Origin of the sequence: Trinickia sp., from assembly GCF_051953955.1 — a bacterium.
GTDB lineage: Bacteria > Pseudomonadota > Gammaproteobacteria > Burkholderiales > Burkholderiaceae > Trinickia.
In genome coordinates this window covers 46,368-65,637 of sequence record NZ_JBQCIF010000055.1, presented here as the reverse complement: position 1 = coordinate 65,637, position 19,270 = coordinate 46,368, and the positions used below count along the sequence as shown (strand labels likewise).

16 protein-coding genes and 3 tRNA genes are annotated in these 19,270 nt (G+C 66.6%); 8 read left to right on the top strand and 11 right to left on the bottom strand.

Features of this window, described 5'->3' with window-relative positions:
* Window positions 1-207: 207 nt before the first annotated feature.
* The 4 genes from ACTHNZ_RS10555 to ACTHNZ_RS10540 form a co-directional block, all read right to left on the bottom strand.
* Window positions 208-281 (bottom strand) — tRNA-Cys (locus tag ACTHNZ_RS10555).
* Window positions 282-396: 115 nt separating this feature from the next.
* Window positions 397-472 (bottom strand) — tRNA-Gly (locus tag ACTHNZ_RS10550).
* 64 nt (window positions 473-536) lie between these two features.
* A tRNA-Gly gene (locus tag ACTHNZ_RS10545) sits at window positions 537-612 on the bottom strand.
* Window positions 613-740: 128 nt separating this feature from the next.
* Window positions 741-2,168 carry a gamma-glutamyl-gamma-aminobutyrate hydrolase family protein gene (locus ACTHNZ_RS10540; RefSeq protein WP_440542438.1) on the bottom strand — a complete coding sequence of 476 codons (1,428 nt, stop codon included), beginning with the start codon at window positions 2,166-2,168 and terminating at the stop codon, window positions 741-743.
* Between the two features lie 245 nt (window positions 2,169-2,413).
* On the opposite strand from ACTHNZ_RS10540, the gene ACTHNZ_RS10535 reads away from it, so the two are divergent.
* The 7 genes from ACTHNZ_RS10535 (at window position 2,414) to guaD (ending at window position 12,238) form a co-directional block, all read left to right on the top strand.
* The gene (locus ACTHNZ_RS10535) at window positions 2,414-3,793 is read left to right on the top strand and encodes an amidase (protein WP_440542437.1); all 1,380 of its coding nucleotides are present in this window, start codon (window positions 2,414-2,416) and stop codon (window positions 3,791-3,793) included.
* 171 nt (window positions 3,794-3,964) lie between these two features.
* On the top strand, window positions 3,965-4,483 hold the full coding sequence (locus ACTHNZ_RS10530) for a disulfide bond formation protein B (RefSeq protein ID WP_440542436.1): 519 nt from the start codon (window positions 3,965-3,967) through the stop codon (window positions 4,481-4,483).
* Between the two features lie 184 nt (window positions 4,484-4,667).
* Window positions 4,668-6,215: a xanthine dehydrogenase small subunit gene (xdhA, locus tag ACTHNZ_RS10525; protein ID WP_440542435.1), complete on the top strand. Its 1,548-nt coding sequence runs from the start codon at window positions 4,668-4,670 to the stop codon at window positions 6,213-6,215.
* Complete coding sequence (gene xdhB, locus ACTHNZ_RS10520) at window positions 6,212-8,668, top strand: xanthine dehydrogenase molybdopterin binding subunit (RefSeq protein WP_440542434.1); 2,457 nt, start codon at window positions 6,212-6,214, stop codon at window positions 8,666-8,668. The genes xdhA and xdhB overlap by 4 nt, the downstream gene beginning before the upstream one ends.
* A gap of 28 nt (window positions 8,669-8,696) precedes the next feature.
* Window positions 8,697-9,764, top strand: a complete 1,068-nt coding sequence (gene xdhC, locus ACTHNZ_RS10515) for a xanthine dehydrogenase accessory protein XdhC (protein ID WP_440542433.1) — start codon at window positions 8,697-8,699, stop codon at window positions 9,762-9,764.
* Window positions 9,745-10,785 carry an adenosine deaminase gene (locus ACTHNZ_RS10510; protein WP_440542432.1) on the top strand — a complete coding sequence of 347 codons (1,041 nt, stop codon included), beginning with the start codon at window positions 9,745-9,747 and terminating at the stop codon, window positions 10,783-10,785. Before xdhC ends, ACTHNZ_RS10510 begins: the two co-directional genes overlap by 20 nt.
* Before the next feature lie 145 nt (window positions 10,786-10,930).
* A complete protein-coding gene (gene guaD, locus ACTHNZ_RS10505) occupies window positions 10,931-12,238 on the top strand; it encodes a guanine deaminase (protein ID WP_440542431.1) in 1,308 nt (435 codons plus the stop codon).
* A gap of 112 nt (window positions 12,239-12,350) precedes the next feature.
* On the opposite strand, the gene ACTHNZ_RS10500 is transcribed toward guaD, so the two are convergent.
* On the bottom strand, window positions 12,351-13,601 hold the full coding sequence (locus ACTHNZ_RS10500) for an NAD(P)/FAD-dependent oxidoreductase (RefSeq protein WP_440542430.1): 1,251 nt from the start codon (window positions 13,599-13,601) through the stop codon (window positions 12,351-12,353).
* Window positions 13,602-13,742: 141 nt separating this feature from the next.
* Here ACTHNZ_RS10500 and ACTHNZ_RS10495 point away from each other — a divergent pair, with 141 nt between their 5' ends.
* The gene (locus ACTHNZ_RS10495; RefSeq protein ID WP_440542443.1) at window positions 13,743-14,471 is read left to right on the top strand and encodes a class I SAM-dependent methyltransferase; all 729 of its coding nucleotides are present in this window, start codon (window positions 13,743-13,745) and stop codon (window positions 14,469-14,471) included.
* Window positions 14,472-14,540: 69 nt separating this feature from the next.
* Here ACTHNZ_RS10495 and ACTHNZ_RS10490 read toward each other — a convergent pair whose 3' ends face one another.
* The 6 genes from ACTHNZ_RS10490 to ACTHNZ_RS10465 form a co-directional block, all read right to left on the bottom strand.
* Complete coding sequence (locus ACTHNZ_RS10490) at window positions 14,541-14,978, bottom strand: excinuclease ABC subunit A (RefSeq protein WP_440542429.1); 438 nt, start codon at window positions 14,976-14,978, stop codon at window positions 14,541-14,543.
* Between the two features lie 73 nt (window positions 14,979-15,051).
* The gene (locus tag ACTHNZ_RS10485) at window positions 15,052-15,483 is read right to left on the bottom strand and encodes a hypothetical protein (RefSeq protein WP_440542428.1); all 432 of its coding nucleotides are present in this window, start codon (window positions 15,481-15,483) and stop codon (window positions 15,052-15,054) included.
* 57 nt (window positions 15,484-15,540) lie between these two features.
* Window positions 15,541-16,782: a beta-ketoacyl synthase N-terminal-like domain-containing protein gene (locus ACTHNZ_RS10480; protein ID WP_440542427.1), complete on the bottom strand. Its 1,242-nt coding sequence runs from the start codon at window positions 16,780-16,782 to the stop codon at window positions 15,541-15,543.
* Entirely contained in the window at window positions 16,779-18,005 is a 1,227-nt protein-coding gene (locus tag ACTHNZ_RS10475; RefSeq protein WP_440542426.1) for a beta-ketoacyl-ACP synthase, read from the bottom strand. Before ACTHNZ_RS10475 ends, ACTHNZ_RS10480 begins: the two co-directional genes overlap by 4 nt.
* The gene (locus ACTHNZ_RS10470; RefSeq protein ID WP_440542425.1) at window positions 18,005-18,736 is read right to left on the bottom strand and encodes a 3-ketoacyl-ACP reductase FabG2; all 732 of its coding nucleotides are present in this window, start codon (window positions 18,734-18,736) and stop codon (window positions 18,005-18,007) included. Before ACTHNZ_RS10470 ends, ACTHNZ_RS10475 begins: the two co-directional genes overlap by 1 nt.
* Window positions 18,733-19,254 (bottom strand): hotdog family protein, encoded by a 522-nt coding sequence (locus ACTHNZ_RS10465; protein WP_440542442.1) that lies wholly within the window; start codon window positions 19,252-19,254, stop codon window positions 18,733-18,735. The genes ACTHNZ_RS10470 and ACTHNZ_RS10465 overlap by 4 nt, the downstream gene beginning before the upstream one ends.
* Window positions 19,255-19,270: the final 16 nt, after the last annotated feature.

Sequence of the window (19,270 nt, the reverse complement as noted above, 5' to 3'; positions counted from 1 at the left end):
GCTCGAAGGGTGTCTTGCAGCGGCCTTCGGAATCGCAGGCATCAAGCTGTTAGGTGGCGCGTCCCGGTAGGCACCCGCTTCCGCTTTGATTCGGGACTCGCGCCCCCCGAGAGGGCGACCGAGGAATACGGCCAAGCGCTGCCGCTGAACTCTGAAAAGCTAAAAATGAAAAACCCTGACGAGCCGAAACTGGTCAGGGTTTTGTCTTGGAGGCGCGAGCCGGAGTCGAACCGGCCTACACGGCTTTGCAGGCCGCTGCATAACCGCTTTGCTATCGCGCCGAAAGCGGATTTGCCGGAGCATCGACGCCACGCAGTTGCGCAATGTCCCGGTGATCAGTTCAGCTGGCCTACGCGGGCCGCTAAACAAAAAGGGAAGCCTAGCTTCCCCTATACCTGGAGCGGGAGACGAGTCTCGAACTCGCGACCTCAACCTTGGCAAGGTTGCGCTCTACCAACTGAGCTACTCCCGCGTATTCCTACCTGCTACTGCCGGCGCCTCGACGGATCGCTCCGCACGACACACCGTATCGAAACTGGAGCGGGAGACGAGTCTCGAACTCGCGACCTCAACCTTGGCAAGGTTGCGCTCTACCAACTGAGCTACTCCCGCAGTTTGCTTCCCTGACTCACACGCTAGTGCGTGTTCACCGGAGAAGCGAGATTATGTATAAACCGCAGAAACGTGTCAACACTTTTTGCATCGAACGATCAGCGACGAGCGACGCATTACGTCGCCGATCAGAACCGCGTCTCGCGCGCCGCGCGCAAGAACGTATCCAGGATGGGCGTGCAATCCAACAATTCGTCCCCGCCCGCGCGGTGAAACTCGGGGTGCCACTGCACCCCCACCACGAACGGTGCGCGCCGGTAGCGGACGGCCTCGATGAGCCCGTCGCCCGCCGAGACGGCCTCGATATTGAGGTCGCGCCCCAGCGTTTTCACGGCCTGGTGATGGATCGAGTTCACCACCGCCTCGCGGCGCCCCGGAAACATGCTCGCGAGCGTGGAGCCGTCGGGGAAGCGCACGGCGTGCCGATGCTGATCGTAGAACTCGCTGACGTGAACGCCGGCAGTCGGGACCTCGGTGGCGATGTCTTGATAGAGCGTGCCGCCGAACGCGACATTGATGAGTTGGCAGCCGCGGCAAATGCCCAGCACGGGCTTGCCCGACTCGATGAATTCGTAGAGCAGCTCGAGCTCGTACATGTCGCGCACGCGGTCGCCGGGCCATTCGGGCCGCATGTCGCTGGCCGCGTAAGTCTGCGGGGACACGTCCGCGCCGCCTTGCAGCAGCAGTCCGTCCAAATGCTTCGCGTAGTCGCGTAAGCGGATGTTGCTCGGATGCAGCATCCCTTGATGACCGACGGTCGGGATCATGAAGACCATCACATCACGCGACATGACCCAGTGCGCGACCGACTCCTCGAGGTACTGCAGCGTTTTGCCGCGCAGCCCACGCGCCCCGGGCTCGGGATGGAAGATCCGCGCCGAGACGCCGATCCGCAGCGTGCGTTGCGTAATGCGCTGCCCAGCACGGTCGAATAGCTGCCGCGCGCGCGCAGCGATGGTCCGGCCCAAGACGGACCATGCCGAATCGTTGTGCCGCAGATAGGCGGGCTGCGTCTGCGCCACGGTGCCGGCCGGGGGAGGCCGCGGCGTATCGAAGTCGGGCGGCGCGCCGAAGCCAGGCGGCGGCGCACCGGGCGGACGGGTAGCCGCCGACGCCGACGCATGTGCAGTCTGCGCCGCCTGTTCTTGCGCTGCCGTATCGGCGGCGGCCGAGCTTCGTGCCTGCGCGGCATCGGCCTCGTGTGTCGTCGCGGGTGGCGTCCCGACGGTCGATTCGACGGCGGATGCCGACTCGAGGGCATCGGATGCGGCGCGCGAAGCCGCACTGGGCGTATCGGTGGCATTCGACGTGGACGCGATGTCCGTCGAGCCCGGTGAACCGGGAGGCGGCTCCGTCGGCTCGGCGCCGGCGGCACTGGCATCCGAGCCGGGCGGCGGCCGCGAAGCGTCGATCGAAGACGGCGAAGAACGCAATGGCGGAACAGGTGTGGCAGGCGTCGGCGGCGTGCTTCTCGGCGTATCCGACGACACATCCGTGGACGGGGCGGGCGATTCTATGCCGGGGCGACCGGCGTTCGGCGGCGTGTTTTCGCTCATGACGATGGGCAGGCGCGTCTCGTACGCGAAGCGATGGAATTGGGTTCATTATCCGTCAGCGCGGCGATCGGTCGCAAATTACCGCGCCGATACGTTGCCCACGCAAAACGGGGCCAGCAGCTACAATCGTTTGCACATGGGTCGCTGCGGCAACGCTTCTCCCGTCGCAGCCGCACCTATCCGCGTGGTGCGCGCCATTGCAACGGCGCCGCGCAGCCTGCCTCGTTCGCTTCCACTAGACATCCATGGCTACCGATTTCGTTCCGTTTCCGCCGCTCGCCCGCCTCGCCGCCGATTTGGCACAAGGCCGCACGACGAGCCGCGCGCTAGTCGAAACCGCGCTCGAGCGCATCGCCGATCCCGCCGGGCAAGGCTCGACCGTCTTTCTGCAGGTGGATGGCGAGCGCGCACGCGCGAGCGCCGATGCACTCGATCGCTTGCGTGCCGCCGGCACTGTGCTGTCCCCGCTCGCCGGCATGCCGATTTCGGTGAAAGACCTGTTCGACGTCGAGGGCCAGGTGACGCGCGCGGGCTCCCGCGTGCTCGCCGACGCCTCGCCCGCGAGCGCGGACGCGCCCGCCGTAGCCCGCCTGCGGCGCGCGGGCGCGGTCATCGTCGGACGCACGAACATGACCGAGTTCGCCTACTCGGGGCTCGGGCTGAATCCGCACTACGGCACGCCGCTCTCGCCCTATCGGCGCAATGAACCGGGCGAGGCTCGCATCGCCGGCGGGTCGTCCTCGGGCGCGGCGGCCTCGGTGGCGGACGGCATGGCGGCAATCGCACTGGGCAGCGACACGGGCGGATCGATCCGCATCCCCGCCGCGCTGTGCGGGCTCACGGGCTTCAAGCCGACCGCGAGCCGCATCCCCCGGCAAGGCGCGGTGCCGCTATCGACGACGCTCGACTCGTTCGGGCCGATCGGCGTCTCCGTTTCGTGCTGTGCGCTCGTGGACCGCATCCTCGCGGGCATGGCGCCCCAAGTGCCCGAAGCGCGGCCGCTCGAAGGCCTGCGTCTCGGCGTTCTCACGCACTACGTCACCGACGACGTCGAGCCGGCCGTGGCCGCCGCCGTCGAAACGGCGACGAAGCACCTGGAAGCGGCCGGTGCGGTCCTCGCCGACGTCCATTTCGCCCCGCTCGAACAACTCGCGTCGATCAATCGCTTCGGCTTTTCGGCGATGGAAGCCTATGCATGGCACCGCCCGCTCATCGAACGGCACGGCGAGCGCTACGATCCGCGCGTACTCGCCCGCATCCGGAAAGGCGAAGCGGCGCGGGCCGCGGATTACCTCGAATTGCTGGCCGAGCGCGCCGCGCTGCTCGATACGGCGCAGCGGACGCTGTGGCGTCGCTTCGATGCGATCGTCGCGCCGACGGTCCCGATCGTGCCGCCACGCGTCGCCGACTGCGATGCCGACGATGCCGCCTACGCGCGCATCAATGCGCTCATCCTGCGCAACCCGAGCGTCTTCAACCTGCTCGACGCCTGCGCGGTATCCCTGCCGTGCCACCCGCGCGGTCAAGCACCGGTCGGCCTCATGCTCGCGGCCGCTCCGCATGCCGATGACGCCTTGCTGGCCACGGCGCTCGCCGTCGAACGCGTGCTCGAATCGATCCGCTGACGATCCCTGTCCGGTCCGGCGGCAAGTGGCCAGCGAGAGCCACCGGACGATTGCCGCCGCGCCGCCCGTCAGCGCACGCCGAACCGGGAGTCACGATTTGCCGGGTTTAACGACGATTTAAGCGAAAGCACATAGAATTTACCGATTTCCATTTCGGAGCCTGCGCCCCTCATGAACGATTCATCCTCGCTGCGCCGCGAGCGCAGCCTCCTCGTGCTGCTCGGGTTCGTTTGCCTAGCCCTCGTCGGCGGCGCGCTGTACCTGCAGTTCGCTCTGCACGAGGACCCTTGCCCGCTGTGCATCATCCAGCGCTATCTGTTCCTGCTGATTGCGCTGTTCGCGTTCGTGGGTGCCGCACGCAAAGGCTGGCGCGGCATTGCACTGTTCGAGACGCTGATCGCGATCGCCGCCGTCGGCGGCATCGCAGGCGCGGCCCGACATCTCTACATCCAATTGAATCCGGGCTTCAGCTGCGGCTTCGATGCGCTGCAGCCCGTCGTGGACAGCCTGCCGCCAGCGCATTGGCTGCCGAGCGTCTTCAAGGTCGGGGGCCTGTGCGAAACGGTCTACCCGCCGATTCTCGGCATTTTGCTGCCCGGCTGGGCGTTGATCGCGTTCGTGCTGACGTTCGTGCCCGTCGCGACAAGCCTTTGGCGCCGGCGCGGCCGGCGGCGCCTGCACGCCATCTGAGGGACGAAACGGCGCCATGCCGCGAGCGGCGTCATGGCGTCCCACGAATAGCGCTCATCAGCAACGAACGATGTCGTTGCCGTCCGTCGGTGCTATCTTCGGTCGTGCAAGGATGGCGATCCACGTGCGCGAGGCTTCGGCCATCGCGTAACGCGCGCCTGGTCCCACTTTCGAGGATTCGGCTTTGAAGACGCATCCCATCCGCTTCTACTACCGCGGCGCCATTCGCGAGATCTCGGACGCGCCGGTCACGCGCACCGTGCTGCAGCATCTGCGCGACGATTTGCGCTGCACGGGCACCAAGGAAGGATGCGCGGAAGGCGATTGCGGCGCATGCACGGTCGTCGTCGGCGAGCTCGATGGCGAGGGCGAGCTCTCGCTCGCCGCCGTCAACGCCTGCATCCGTTTTTTGCCCACGCTCGACGGCTGCGCGCTGTTCACCGTCGAAGACCTCCGTGCAGCCGACGGCGCGTTGCATCCTGTCCAGCAGGCGCTCGTCGATTGCCACGGCTCGCAATGCGGCTTTTGCACGCCCGGCTTCGCCATGTCGATGTGGGCGCTCTACGAGAACCATCCGGCTGGCGCGGGGCTGCCGACGCGCGACGAGATCGCCACCGCGCTCTCGGGCAATCTGTGCCGCTGCACGGGCTACCGGCCGATCATCGAAGCCGCGCAGCAGATGCTCGATAGCGAGCGCTACGCGCATGCCGCGCTCGATCGCGCGTCGATCGCGCAGGCCCTGCGTCGAATCCAGCGCGCCCCGCGCGAAACGTTCGCCTATGCGGGCCCGGACGTGCGCGGCAGCGCGTTCGGCGAACACCGCTTTTGGGCGCCGAGCTCGCTCGACGCATTCGCCGAACTGCGCAGCGAACATGCCGACGCGCTCGTGCTCGCGGGCAGTACCGACGTCGGGCTCTGGGCCACGAAGCAACTGCGCGATCTCGGCGATTTGCTCTATACCGGCCATGTCGCCGAGCTTCGCGCGATCGAGCGCGATGCCACGACGTTGACGATCGGCGCAGCCGTCACGCTCGAGCTGGCCTACGCCGCGCTCGTCGTCGATTACCCCGAGCTTGCCGAACTCGGCAAACGATTTGCCTCGCTGCCCGTGCGCAATGCCGGCACGCTCGGCGGCAACGTGGCGAACGGCTCGCCGATCGGCGACTCGATGCCCGCGCTGATCGCGCTCGATGCGCAGATCGTGCTGCGCCGCGGCCGCGAAACGCGCTCGATGCCGCTCGAGGCGTTCTACCTCGGCTATCAGAAGACGGCGCTCGAGCCGGGCGAATTCGTCGTAGCACTGCGCATCCCGCGTCCGGCGCCCACGCTGCGGTTTCGAACCTACAAGGTGTCCAAGCGCTACGACCAGGATATTTCCGCCGTCTGCGCCGCGTTCGCGATCGACGTCGTCGACGGCACCGTCGCGAACGCACGGATCGCATTCGGCGGCATGGCGGCCACGCCCAAACGTGCCACGCACGCCGAATCCGCGCTGACCGGCGGCGCATGGGACGAGCAGGAAGCGCATCGGGCCATGGATGCGCTCGCGACCGACTACGAACCGCTGACCGACCTGCGCGCATCGAGCGGCTATCGCTCGACGGTCGCGCGCAACCTGCTGCTGCGGTTCTGGCTCGAAACACGTGAGCATGCGCCGCTCGCGCTCGCCGAAGTCGACGCTTTCGCGTTCAGCGACGCGCAGACGCAGACGCAGGCGCAGGAGGCGCCATGAATTTACGCACCGATGCGCCGATGCCGGCGTCTGCGCCGCCGATCGCGGCCAGTGCCGCCGAAGCCGCGATCGGCGTGCCGCTCCCGCATGAATCGGCCGAACTGCACGTCAGTGGCGAAGCGCGCTACACCGACGACTTGCCCGAACTCGAGGGCACGTTGTATGCCGCGCTGGGTCTCTCGCGCCATGCCCACGCTCGCATCGTTTCGCTCGATCTGACGGCGGTGCGCGAAGCACCGGGCGTCATCGCCGTTTTCAGCGCGGCCGACATTCCCGGCGAAAACAATTGCGGCCCCGTCGTGCACGACGACCCGATCCTGCCGGGCGATCTCGTTCAATATCTGGGCCAACCCGTCTTCGCCGTCGTCGCCGCTTCATACGAGCTTGCGCGCCGGGCCGCGGCGCTCGCCAAGCTCGACGACGTCGTCCGATACGAACAGCTCGAGCCCGTGCTGACCGTTTCCGAGGCCCGCGCCCGGCACCATTACGTGCTGCCGCCGCAACGCCTGACACGGGGCTCGCCCGCCGAGCGCATCGCGCACGCGCCGCATCGGTTGGCCGGTGAATTCGAGGTCGGCGGCCAGGAACAGTTCTATCTGGAAGGACAAGTCGCCTACGCAGTGCCGACCGAGGGCAACGGCGTTCACGTCTACAGCTCGACGCAGCATCCGAGCGAAATGCAGGCCGTCGTCGCGCATATGCTCGGCTGGCCCGCACACAACGTCGTCTGCGAATGCCGGCGGATGGGCGGCGGCTTCGGCGGCAAGGAATCGCAATCGGCGCTGTTCGCCTGCGTGGCCGCGTTGGCCTGCACGCGCCTTGGGCGCCCGGTGAAACTGCGCGTCGACCGCGATGACGACTTCCTCATCACGGGCAAGCGTCACGACGCGCTCTACCGTTACGAAGCCGGCTACGACGACGACGGGCGCGTGCTCGGTCTGCGCGTCGAAATCGCGCTGCGGGCCGGCTATTCGGCCGACTTGTCGGGCGCCGTCGCCACGCGCGCTGTCTGTCACGTCGATAACGCCTATTTCCTTCAGGACGTCGAGATCGTCGCGCTGCTGTGCAAGACGAACACGCAATCGAACACGGCCTTTCGCGGCTTCGGCGGCCCGCAAGGCGCGCTCGTCACCGAGGTCGTGCTGGACGGCATCGCGCGCTCGCTCGGCCGCGACCCGCTAGATGTGCGCATGATCAACTACTACGGCATCGGCGAGCGGGACGTCACGCCTTACGGCCAACGCGTCGAAGACAACATACTCGCGCCGCTCACGGGCCGGCTCATCGAAACGAGCGGCTACCGCACGCGCCGCGCGGCCATCGCCGCCTTCAACGCAACGAGCCCGGTCCTGAAGCGCGGGCTGGCGTTCTCGCCCGTCAAGTTCGGCATTTCGTTCAACGTCGAATTCTTGAATCAAGCCGGCGCACTCGTGCACGTCTATCGCGACGGCTCAGTGCTCGTCAATCACGGCGGCACCGAAATGGGCCAGGGCGTCAACACGAAAGTCGCGCAGGTCGTCGCGCACGCGTTCGGGCTGCCGCTCGCGCAGGTGCGCGTCACGGCGACCGATACGTCGAAGGTGGCGAACACCTCGGCTACGGCAGCCTCGACGGGCAGCGACCTGAACGGCAAAGCGGCGCAAGCCGCTGCATCGAAGATCCGCGAGCGGCTTGCCGAGCTGGCAGCCCGCACACTCGGCGGCGAAGCAGTGAACGTGCGCTTCGAGCATGGGCAAGTCATCGGGAAAGACGGGTCGATGACGTTCGCCCAACTCGTCGGTGCGGCCTATCTTGCGCGCGTGCAATTGTGGTCGGACGGGTTCTACGCCACCCCGAAGATTCATTGGGACGCCAATTCGATGACGGGCCATCCCTTCTACTACTTCGCCTACGGCGCGGCGGTGTCCGAGGTCGTCGTCGATACGCTGACCGGCGAATCCAAGCTCGTGCGCGCCGACTTGCTGCACGACGTCGGGCGCTCGATCAATCCGGCCATCGACATCGGCCAGATCGAGGGCGGCTTCATTCAAGGCATGGGCTGGCTCACGACCGAGACGCTCTGGTGGAACGGCGAGGGCCGGCTGATGACACACGCGCCCTCGACCTACAAGATTCCGGCGATCAGCGATACGCCCGCCGCGTTCGACGTGCGGCTCTATGCCAACGAAAACGCCGAGCCGACGATCTTTCGCTCGAAGGCCGTGGGCGAACCGCCGCTGCTGCTCTCGTTCTCGGTGTTCCTGGCACTGCGCGATGCGTTGGCCGCGGCAGCGCCGGGCGCCCGTCGCGCACCGCCGCTCGATGCGCCCGCCACTGCGGAAACGATTCTCATGACACTCGAACGCTATCGCGCATCGAGCGACGATGGCACGAACCATGCAGCGACGAACGGCACTGCCCTCGCGGCTGCGAGTTCGCCGCCGGCGGCCACGAGCACATCGGGCGCGATCTGATCTGATCTGAACGGAGCACGACGAACGCATGCAACCCTGGCTCACCGATTTGCAGCAATTGCTCACGCGCGGCGACGCCGTCGTGCTCGTGACGGTTGCCCGCGCCGAAGGCTCGGCACCGCGCGAGGCCGGCGCGAAGATGATCGTCACGCGCGAGAGCGCCCGCTACACGATCGGGGGCGGCCACCTCGAATGGCGGGCAATCGAAATCGCGCGCGAGGTGCTGCGAGACGGCATGCGGGTGCCGCACCTGCGCCGGCTCGAGCGGCTGTCGCTCGGACCGAGCCTCGGCCAATGCTGCGGCGGTGCCGTGGTGCTTGCCTTCGAGCGCCTCGACGTCAGAGACCTCGATTGGGTCGCCGCGCTCGCCAAACGCGTGCACGCCGGCACCACCACGCAGCGCAGCGTTTCGTTCAGCCCCTCGCACGAACCCGTGCGGCTGGCCGATGCCGACCCCGGTACTCGAGCGCCCGAGTGCCTGCTCTGGGACGGCGCAGGCTTCGACGAAGGCGACGTGCAACTGACCGAGACGATCGCTGCGCGCGATTTTCCCGTTGTGCTGTTCGGTGCCGAAGCGGTCGGGACGGCGTTTGCGCGCGTGCTCTCGACGCTGCCGTGCCGCGTGAGTTGGATCGATGCCGACGCGACGAAATTTCCGCCGCAGCTTGCGCGCGCTCAATGGGCCAACGTGACGATCGACGTGAAGGCCGCGCCCGAGGACGCAGTCGATACCGCTCCGCCGGGCACGGCATTCGTCGTGATGACGCACGACCATGCGCGCGATCTCGTGCTGGCGGAGCGCATCCTGCGACGCGACGATTTTCTGTTTTTCGGCATGATCGGCTCGCGCACGAAGCGTAGGCAATTCGAGCAACGGCTCGCCGCACACGGCATCGACCCCGCGCGCATCGCCCGCATGGCGTGCCCGATCGGCATCGACGGCATCGACGACAAAGCGCCCGAAGTCATCGCGCTTTCCGCCGCCGCGCAACTGCTGCAAGCCGTCGAAGCCGCACGGGCCGCACCCCCGGCCGTGCCGGATCAACCGTTTTCCATGCTGCAACCGCTGACCGACCATGACACCGATACTTGCTGAAAAAATCGCCGGCGCACCGAAAGCCGAACTGCACATCCATATAGAAGGCTCGCTCGAGCCCGAGGTCATTTTCGAACTCGCCAAGCGCAACGGAGTCAAGCTGTCTTACGAATCGATCGAGGCCTTGAAGCGCGCCTACGAGTTCACCGACCTGCAGTCGTTTCTCGACATCTACTATGCCGGCGCAAGCGTGCTGCTGACAGAAGAAGATTTCTACACGATGACGGCGGCTTACGTCGAGCGAGCCCTGGCCGACAACGTCGTCCATGCCGAAATTTTCTTCGACCCGCAAACGCATACGGAACGCGGCGTCGCAGTCAGCACGGCCGTGGCCGGCATCGAGCGCGCCTTGGCCGAAGGCGAGCAGCGCGGGCTGACGAGCAAGCTCATTCTCTGCTTCTTGCGGCACCTGACCGAAGCCGATGCGCTCGCGACCTACGAAGCGGCGCTGCCGCTCTTCGATACGTACGCGCATCGTCTCATCGGCGTCGGGCTCGATTCGTCGGAGCGCGGCCACCCGCCGTCGAAGTTCGAGCGGGTCTTCGCGAAAGCCCGTGCACGAGGGTTGAAGCTCGTCGCGCACGCCGGCGAGGAAGGGCCGCCTGCCTATGTCCACGAAGCGCTCGACGTGCTCAAGGTCGATCGTGTCGATCATGGCGTGCGCAGCATCGAAGATCCTGCGCTCGTCGCGCGCCTGGCCGATTCGCGCATCGCGTTGACCGTGTGCCCGCTTTCGAACATCAAGCTGCGCGTTTTCGACGACATGAAGCAGCACACGCTCAAGCAACTGCTGGCGCAGGGCGTGGCGGTCACCGTGAACTCCGACGATCCCGCCTACTTCGGCGGCTACGTCAACGCCAACTACTTCGCGACGGCAGAAGCGCTCGAGCTGAACGAACACGAGGTGTACACGATCCTGCGCAACGGCTTCGAGGCATCGTTCGTCACGCCCGTCGAGCGGCAGGCCCTCATCGACAAGCTCGACGCCTATTGGGGGCAGGTGAACCCGGCGCCACATTGATTCACCGGCGCGGCCCCCGATAAGCCAGCCGCCGTCATCCGGCCACGTTGCCTTTTCGTTGCGCGCGCAACGAGGACGACGCTCGCCCGCGCGTCGCGCCGACCACGTTTTTTCGTTGCACTGAGACAGAGAGAGACGTTCCATCATGAGTCATAACGCACAGCGCACCGCATTTCGCGCCAAATTGCTGACCTTCGTAGGCGACCCGGCCACCACAGCGGGCGGCGCATGTTTCGAGGAAGACGGATTGCTCGTCATCGAAGGCGAGCGCGTCGTCGCGGCGGGCTCGTATGCCGCGCTGCGCGGCGAAATCACGCCGGGCACGGCCATCGTCGAGCGGCCCGGCATGCTGATCGCCCCCGGCTTCATCGATACGCACGTGCATTATCCGCAAACGGAGATGATCGCCTCGCCCGCGGCGGGGCTGCTGCCGTGGCTCGATACCTACACGTTCCCGACCGAGCGCAGCTTCGCCGATCCCGCGCACGCGTCGAGCGTCGCCGAATTCTTCCTCGATCAGCTCGTTGCTTGCGGAACGACCACGGCGCTCGTCTACTGCACGGTGCACAAAGGTTCGGCCGACGCGTTGTTCGAGGCAAGCGAGGCGCGCAATCTGCGCATGGTGGCAGGCAAGGTGCTCATGGATCGCAACTGCCCCGAGTTCCTGCGCGACACCGCGCGCTCGGGCTACGACGACAGTGCCGCACTGATCGAGCGTTGGCACAAACGCGGCCGCCAGCTCTACGCGCTCACGCCGCGCTTCGCGCCGACCTCGACGCCCGAGCAGCTCGAAGCATGCGGCGCGCTCGCGCGCTTGCACCCCGATGTCTTCATCCAGAGCCATGTCTCGGAGAACACCGACGAGGTCAAGTGGGTGAAGGCGCTGTTCCCTGGCCATCGCAGCTACCTCGACGTCTACGAACACTACGGCTTGCTGCGCCGGCGCGCCGTCTACGGACATTGCATCTATTTGGACGAGAGCGATCGCGCGCGCATGGCGGAAACGGGCGCCGTGGCTTCGCACTGCCCCACGTCGAATCTGTTCCTCGGCAGCGGCCTGTTCGACTTCGAAAAGGCCGCTGCAGCGAAGATGCCCATCGCACTCGGCACGGACGTTGGCGGCGGCACCTCGTTCTCGATGCTGCAGACGATGAACGAAGCGCATAAGGTCGCGCGCATGACGGGACACCATCTGACGGCCGCGCGCCTGTTCTGGCTCGCCACGGCCGGCGCCGCACAAGCGCTCGGGCTCGATGAAACGATCGGGACGTTGCGGCCCGGCTCGGAAGCCGATTTCATCGTCCTCGATCCGGAAGCGACGCCCTTGCTCGCGCGCCGCACGGGGCTCGCGCAATCGCCAGAGGAGTGGCTGTTCGCGTTCGCGATGCTAGGCGACGATCGGGCCGTGCTCGAAACCTATGCGGCGGGCAAGCGCGTGCATCGGCGAGCTTGAGTGCGCACGCCATGATCGGGGCGTGCACCGTTGCCGCACCGCCGCGGACTGACGTACCGCGGTGGTGCGGTGGTGCGGTGCGCGGTGGTGCAACGGTAGGCTGGCTGAGCGATCAAGCCGTCGTCATCGTGCAGACTTCGTGCAACGCATTGAACCGCCGCACGGGATCGGCGACGTAGGGATTGCTTTCGTCCCATGCATAGCCGGCCAGAATCGAGCTGATCATCCGCCGGATCTTCGGCGCTTGATTCTGATAGAAGATGATGTCCTGCAACTCACCCGTGTACCAGCGCTCGACGAAAACGCGGAACGTGTCGATGCCCTTGCGCAGCGGCGTTTCGTAATCGGCGGCCCAATCGACGCGTTCGCCGTCGAGTTGGCGCAGAAGCGTTTGCGTCGCGAGATGAGCCGAGCGCAGCGCGATCGTGACGCCCGACGAAAACACGGGATCGAGAAACTCACCGGCATTGCCGAGCAGCGCATAGCCGGGGCCGTGCAAGCGTTCGACGTTGGCGGAGTAGCCGCCGATCCGGTTGACGGGCATGAGGAACGGCGCGTCGCCGATCAACCGTGCAACCGTCGGCTCGGCGCGCATCAGTTCGCGCAGCTTGGCTTCGCGCGCGGCGTCCGGCACGTCGAGAAACGCGGCGTCGGCCACGCATCCGACGGAGGTGCGCCCGCCTGCCAGCGGAATCATCCAGTACCACACGTCGCGGCGCTCGGGATGCACGGCGACGCAGATCTTGTCGCGATCCGTGCTGCCGGCAGGCAGCGCGTCCTGCACGTGGGAGAACAGCGCCGCGCGCGCGGGCATGCGCGACGGCGTTTCGAGGTCGAGTAGCCGCGGCAGCACGCGGCCGAAGCCGCTCGCGTCGAAGACGAAGCGCGAGGCGACACGATACACGCTACCCGCTTCGTCCTGCACTTCGAGGATCGGCGCATCGCCGGTCTCGATCGAGCGCACCGTATGGCCGAAGCGCACTTGCGCCCCTTGATCGGCCGCTCGGCGTATCAACAGTTGATCGAACGCGGCGCGCTCGACCTGAAAGGTCGTGCCCCACCCTTCGGAATGCTTGTCGCGGAAGTCGAACGATGCCGTCTTCTCGCCGTGCACGAACGACGCGCCGTTCTTGTATTGAAAGCCGGCCTCGACGACGGCCTGCAACATGCCGGCCTCCTCGAGGTAGGCCATGCTTTGCGGCAACAAGCTCTCGCCGATCGAAAATCTCGGGAAATGCTGACGCTCCAGCACGAGCACCGAGCGGCCCGCGCGTGCGAGCAACGCAGCCGCGACGGCCCCTGCGGGTCCTGCGCCGATGACGGCGACGTCCGCATGCTGAATTTCCCCGAATGCTGTATTCATCGTTGGTTTCACCTTCTCGATTCCTTACTTCGACTTTAGATAGGCCGCGAGGCCTCTTCGATGCACGTCTTTATTCGTTCCGATTACAATCCGCTCACTACAACAACCTTCTCCGGGGAAGCCGACGTGTCAACCCATTCCATGCCCGCCTTGCGCTCGACCTTCGTGCCCGAAACGGCGTTCGGCGTCTGGTTCCTGCGCACGCATACGTGGGAGCACCACGTGCTGCGCGTGGCCATCGACGATCTGAAGCGCCTCATCGACGCCCCGCTCCCGCACGCGCCCGTCATCGTCGACGTCGGCTGCGGGCAAGGCATCTCGTTCAAACTGCTCGCCCGCGCATTCGGGCCCAGCCGCATCGTCGGAATCGATTGCCACGAGCCGTCGCTCGCGCTCTCCGAGCAAGCCGCCGATCGCTTGCGCGCGGACACCGAAAGCAGCGTCGACGTCGAGGTCACGAAAGGCGACTGCGCCGCGCTGCCGCTGCCCGATGCGAGCGCCGACATCGTCTTTTGCCATCAGACGTTCCATCACCTCGTCGAGCAAGAACGCGCGCTCGACGCCTTTTGGCGCGTGCTGAAGCCGGGCGGCGTGCTGCTGTTCGCCGAATCGACCGACGCCTACATCAAGTCGTGGGTCATCCGTCTTCTGTTCCGGCATCCGATGCACGTGCAAAAAAGCGCCGACGGTTATCTCGCGATGCTGCGTTCACGCGGGTTTGCGTTCACGAAGGACAACGTCTCGCTGCCCTATTTGTGGTGGAGCCGCGCCAAGGATTTCGGCTTGCTCGAGCGAATCGGCCTTCACCATCCCAAGCCCGGCAAGCGACGCGAGACGCTCGTGAACGTCGCCGCCCGCAAGCCGCTCTGATCGGCCCGAACCCAGCGCCGCCGGGCCGGCACGACGGCGCTGCCGTTGCCGTGCCCGCCGCGGCGCCGCTTACTTCCTCAACGTCACGACGTCGCCCTTGAGCGCGACACCGGCTATGACCGCGCCGGCGCCGCACGTAAACTCCGTCGCGCTCTCGGTGAGACGGTTCTGGTAATTGCTCTTGATGTTGATCACGGCGTTGCCGCCCTGTTCGCGCGCGCGCTTTTGCAAAGCGATCACGGCCGACAAGAACACATGCTGGCATGCCGCTTCGTCGCTGAGACCGAAGGCGCTCGTCTTCAGGTTCGTCGCCGCTTCGCTCATTTTCTTGAGCACGGTGGGATGCCGCTGGCCGGCAAAATACAACGCGACGTCAGGATCGATCTTGCCATCGCCCGAGCTCAGCGCGCTGTCGATCGAGTACGTTTCCACGGAATTTCGGGCGAATGCCTGCGTGGCCATCAGCGAGAGTGCAACGATGGCGGCCAGCTTCAGATGACGTTTCATTCTGGTTATTCCTGTTTATTTTTGAGTTGAGGAACTGCGGTTCGCCGGGCCGAGCCGCCAAGCCCGGCGGGTTTCACTTCGGCCCGAGCGTGACCATCTCGCCGTGCACCCTCAGTGCGGCGGCGCTATAGCTCGTGGCGCAAGTGAATTCGGTTGCCGAGCGAGTGTGCGTCCCGTGGAAACTCGTCTCGATGTCGATGACGGCGTTGGCGCCATGATTGATCGCGTCCTGGCGCAGCACCGCGAGCGCTTGCTTCAGCGCCGCATTGCAAGATGTCGTTTCATCGTCGAGCTTGCGCGCGTAGCGCATCGGTTCGCTCTCTTCGCCGTGCGAGGCGGTAACGGGCGGATGCGCCGCGTCGCCGAAGTAGAATGCGACTTTGCCGTCGGCAGGCTGTGCATCGAGCACCGGCTGCAGCGGATAGGTCGTCGTGTGCGTATGCGCCATGGCCGCAGGCATCGCGGCCGCTGTCGCCGCCAGCATGATCAGATGTTTCAGTTTCATCGCATTACCCCCGTCGTCGTCACGTCAAAAATAGAGCGAAGCGTCTCGTCATTGCCTTCACGCGCCCTCGCAGGCACCGAACATCAAGCTCGCGCAACTGCCGCCGAACCCGAACGACACCGACATCGCCGTGGCGAGCGAGGCCGAGCACGTCGAGCGCACGAGCGGCATGCCCGCCGCGCACGCATCGAGCGATTCGATGCCGGCGCTGCCTGCGATGAACCCCTCGCGCATCATCAACAGCGTATAGATCGCCTCGTGCACGCCAGCCACCGCGAGCGGGTGCCCCGTCAGCCCCTTCGTCGACGAAAAGGACGGCACGCGTTCGCCGAACACGGCAACGAGCGCGTCGAGCTCGTGCGCATCGCCGAGGGGCGTCGACGGTGCATGGGTATTCACGTAGTCGGGCCGAACGCCAGCTTCGTCGACGGCCGCTCTGACGGCGCGAGCAATGCCTGCCGCACCGGGCGCCACCATCGCCCGCGCATCGGTGGCTTGGCCGAATCCCGTCAATTCCGCGTAGATCCGGGCACCGCGCGAGCGCGCATGCGCGAGCGATTCGAGCACGAGCACGCCGGCCCCCGAGCCGAGCACGAAGCCGTCGCGGGCGGCATCGTATGGACGCGATGCACGTTGCGGCGTGTCGTTGAATCCGCGCGAGAGCACGCCCATTGCATCGAACATCAGCGCCGTGTTCTCGTGCAACTCTTCGCTGCCGCCCGTCAACACGATCTGCTGGCGCTCGCTTTGGATCAACTGTATGGCCTGGCCGATCGCAAGGGCGGAAGTCGTGCAGGCGGACGACGGCGTATAGCAGACGCCCTCCAATCCGAAGACGTGCGCGACGTTCGCCGATACCGTGCTGCTCATGGCCTGCGGCACGACGAACGGCGGAGCGCGCTCGACGCCGCGCGCGGCGACGAGCGCAATCGCGGCATCGTAGGCGGACAGCGCCCCGGCGCCCGAGCCGATCACCGCGCCGGCCGCCGGCGAGCGCAGCGCAAGAGGCGAGAGGCGCGCATCGTCGATCGCCATGCGCGCGGCATGGCACGCGAAGCGCGCCGTATCCCCCATGAAGCGCTCGAACTTGCGGTCGAACGGCGTTTCGCCGGCGACCGATGCGGCCCCCGCGACCTGGCTCCCGAAGCCGCGCTCGGCCCAAGCTTCGATGTGCACGACGCCGGAACGGCCCGCACGCAACGCATCGGTCACGGCCGCGAGCGAGTTGCCGAGGCACGAGACGATGCCCATGCCGGTGACGACGACACGCTGCGTATCGGGGCGCATCGCTACGCTCATCGCCACCGCTTGAAGATCAGCGACGTATTGATGCCGCCGAATGCGAAGTTATTGCTCATCACATGCTCGGCGTCGATCGCCCGCCCCTCGTGCATGATGTAGTCGAGCGGCGCGCAGGCCGGATCGACCGTCGACAGGTTCAGCGTCGGCGCGTACCAGTTGCGCTTCATCATCTCGATCGTCCACCAGGCCTCGAGTGCACCGCAGGCGCCGAGCGTGTGGCCGACATAGCTCTTGAGCGAGCTGATCGGCATCGCATCGCCGAACACGGCCGCCGTGGCGTGGCTTTCGGCCACGTCGCCGCGATCGGTCGAGGTGCCGTGCGCATTCACGTAGGCGATCGCCTCGGGCGGCAGTTGCGCATCGGCGAGCGCCATCCGCATCGCCTGCGCCATCGTGGCCGCGGTCGGCTGCGTCATGTGCGCGCCGTCGGAATTGCACCCGAAGCCGGCGATTTCCGCGTGGATCGCGGCGCCGCGCGCACGGGCGTGCTCGTACTCTTCGAGCACGAGCGTCGCCGCACCCTCGCCGACGACGAGCCCATCGCGGGCCGCATCGAACGGGCGCGGCGTCGAATGCGGGCTGTCGTTGCGCGTGCTCGTCGCATAGAGCGCGTCGAACACGGCGACGGCCGGCGCCGACAGCTCCTCGGCGCCGCCTGCGAGCATCAGCGTTTGCTTGCCCGTGGCGATCGCCTCGTAGGCGTAGCCGATGGCCTGGCTGCCCGAGGCGCAGGCGCACGACGTCGGGATGACGCGGCCCTTCAAGTCCCAGAAGAGGCCGACGTTTACGGCCGTCGTGTGCGGCATCATCTGGATGTAGCTGTTCGACGTGACATCGAGCATCGAACCGGTCTCGAGCATCCGGCCGAATCCGCGAATCGGCTGCACGGAGCCCGACGACGAACCATAGGCGACGCCCATCCGCCCATCGGCGATCGAGGGTTCGCCGGCAAGCCCCGCATCGTGCAAGGCGAGCTCGCTCGCACGCACGGCATACAGCGAGACCGGCCCCATCGATCGCGTCTTCTTGCGCGGATACGCCGGCGGCACCTCGAATCCCGGCAACGGGCACGCGAGGCGCGTATGAAGCGACGAGAAGTAGTCCCATTCGGGCATGCAGCGCACCGCATTGCGCCCTGCCCGCAATGACGCTTCGATTTCCTCCCAGCGTGAGCCGAAAGCGGTCACGCCCCCCATTCCCGTGATGACGACGCGCCTCATCAAATCATCCCGCCGTTGACGCCGATGACCTGGCGCGTGATGTACGACGCCGCATCCGACATCAAGAAGCCGACCGTCGCCGCGACTTCGTCGGGACGGCCGACGCGGCCCATCGGCACCGTCTGCAGTGCCTGCTCGAGATGCTCGAGCCCGGCGAGCATCTCCGTGTCGATGAGGCCGGGGGCCACGCAGTTGACGGTAATGCGCCGCGAAGCGAGTTCGACCGCAAGCGCCTTCGTCGCCCCGATCAGCCCTGCCTTGGCCGCGCTGTAATTGACCTGGCCGCGGTTGCCCATCACGCCGGAGACGGACGCGATCGTGACGACGCGGCCGCCCTGCCGGGCACGCACCATCGGCATCGTCAGCGGATGAACGACGTTGTAGAACCCGTCCAAGCCCGTTTCGATGACGGCGTCCCAATCCTCGTCCGTCAACGCCGGAAATGCGGCGTCGCGCGTGAGCCCCGCGCACAGGACGATGCCGTAATACGCGCCGTCGCGCGCGAGCTCGGCCTCCAGCGCGGCACGGCACGCTGCCCGGTCGCGCACGTCGAAGCGCACGAGGTTCGCGCGGCCGCCTTGCGCCACGATCGAATCGACCACGGCCTGGGCCTCGCTGACGCCGCTCCTGCAATGCACGCTGACGGCAAAGCCGTCGGCGGCGAGGCGATAGGCGATGGCGCGGCCGATGCCGCGGCTTGCGCCGGTAACGAGAACGCGTCGGCTGGTCATGACGTGAAGCTCCCTTCGATGAATGCGTGGAAATCGGTCGGTTGGAATACCTTTACGACGGCTTGCGCCAGGCATCGATCGTCGGAGGCGATCGTGCACTCGTAGGCCCCGTGGCCCTGCTCGCTCTTGAGGACCTCCACGGCCTCGATGCGCAAACGCGTACCCGGCGCGAACGAAGGCGCATGCGCTTCGTAGCGGCTCGCACCGAGCAGCACGCCCGGTCTTGCCCGGCCGCCCGCACGCATCGCGATCAAGCCGACGTGCGCGGCGATCGCCTGCGCCATCAGCTCGATCCCGAGCCAGGCCGGCATCGCGCCTTGCGCGTCCGCGTACCACGCGTGGCGATCGACGCGGCAGAGCACCGCGACCGCGTCGTCGCTGCAGGCGACGATTTCGTCCACGAGACGCATCGTGCCGCGGTGCGGCAGCACGTCGTCGACGGGCGGAAATGCGGTATCGCTCGCGCTCGCGCTCGGGCATGCCGGAGCGACGGCGGTATCTGGAAGAGTCGGCGTCATCGTCGAAAATGTCATG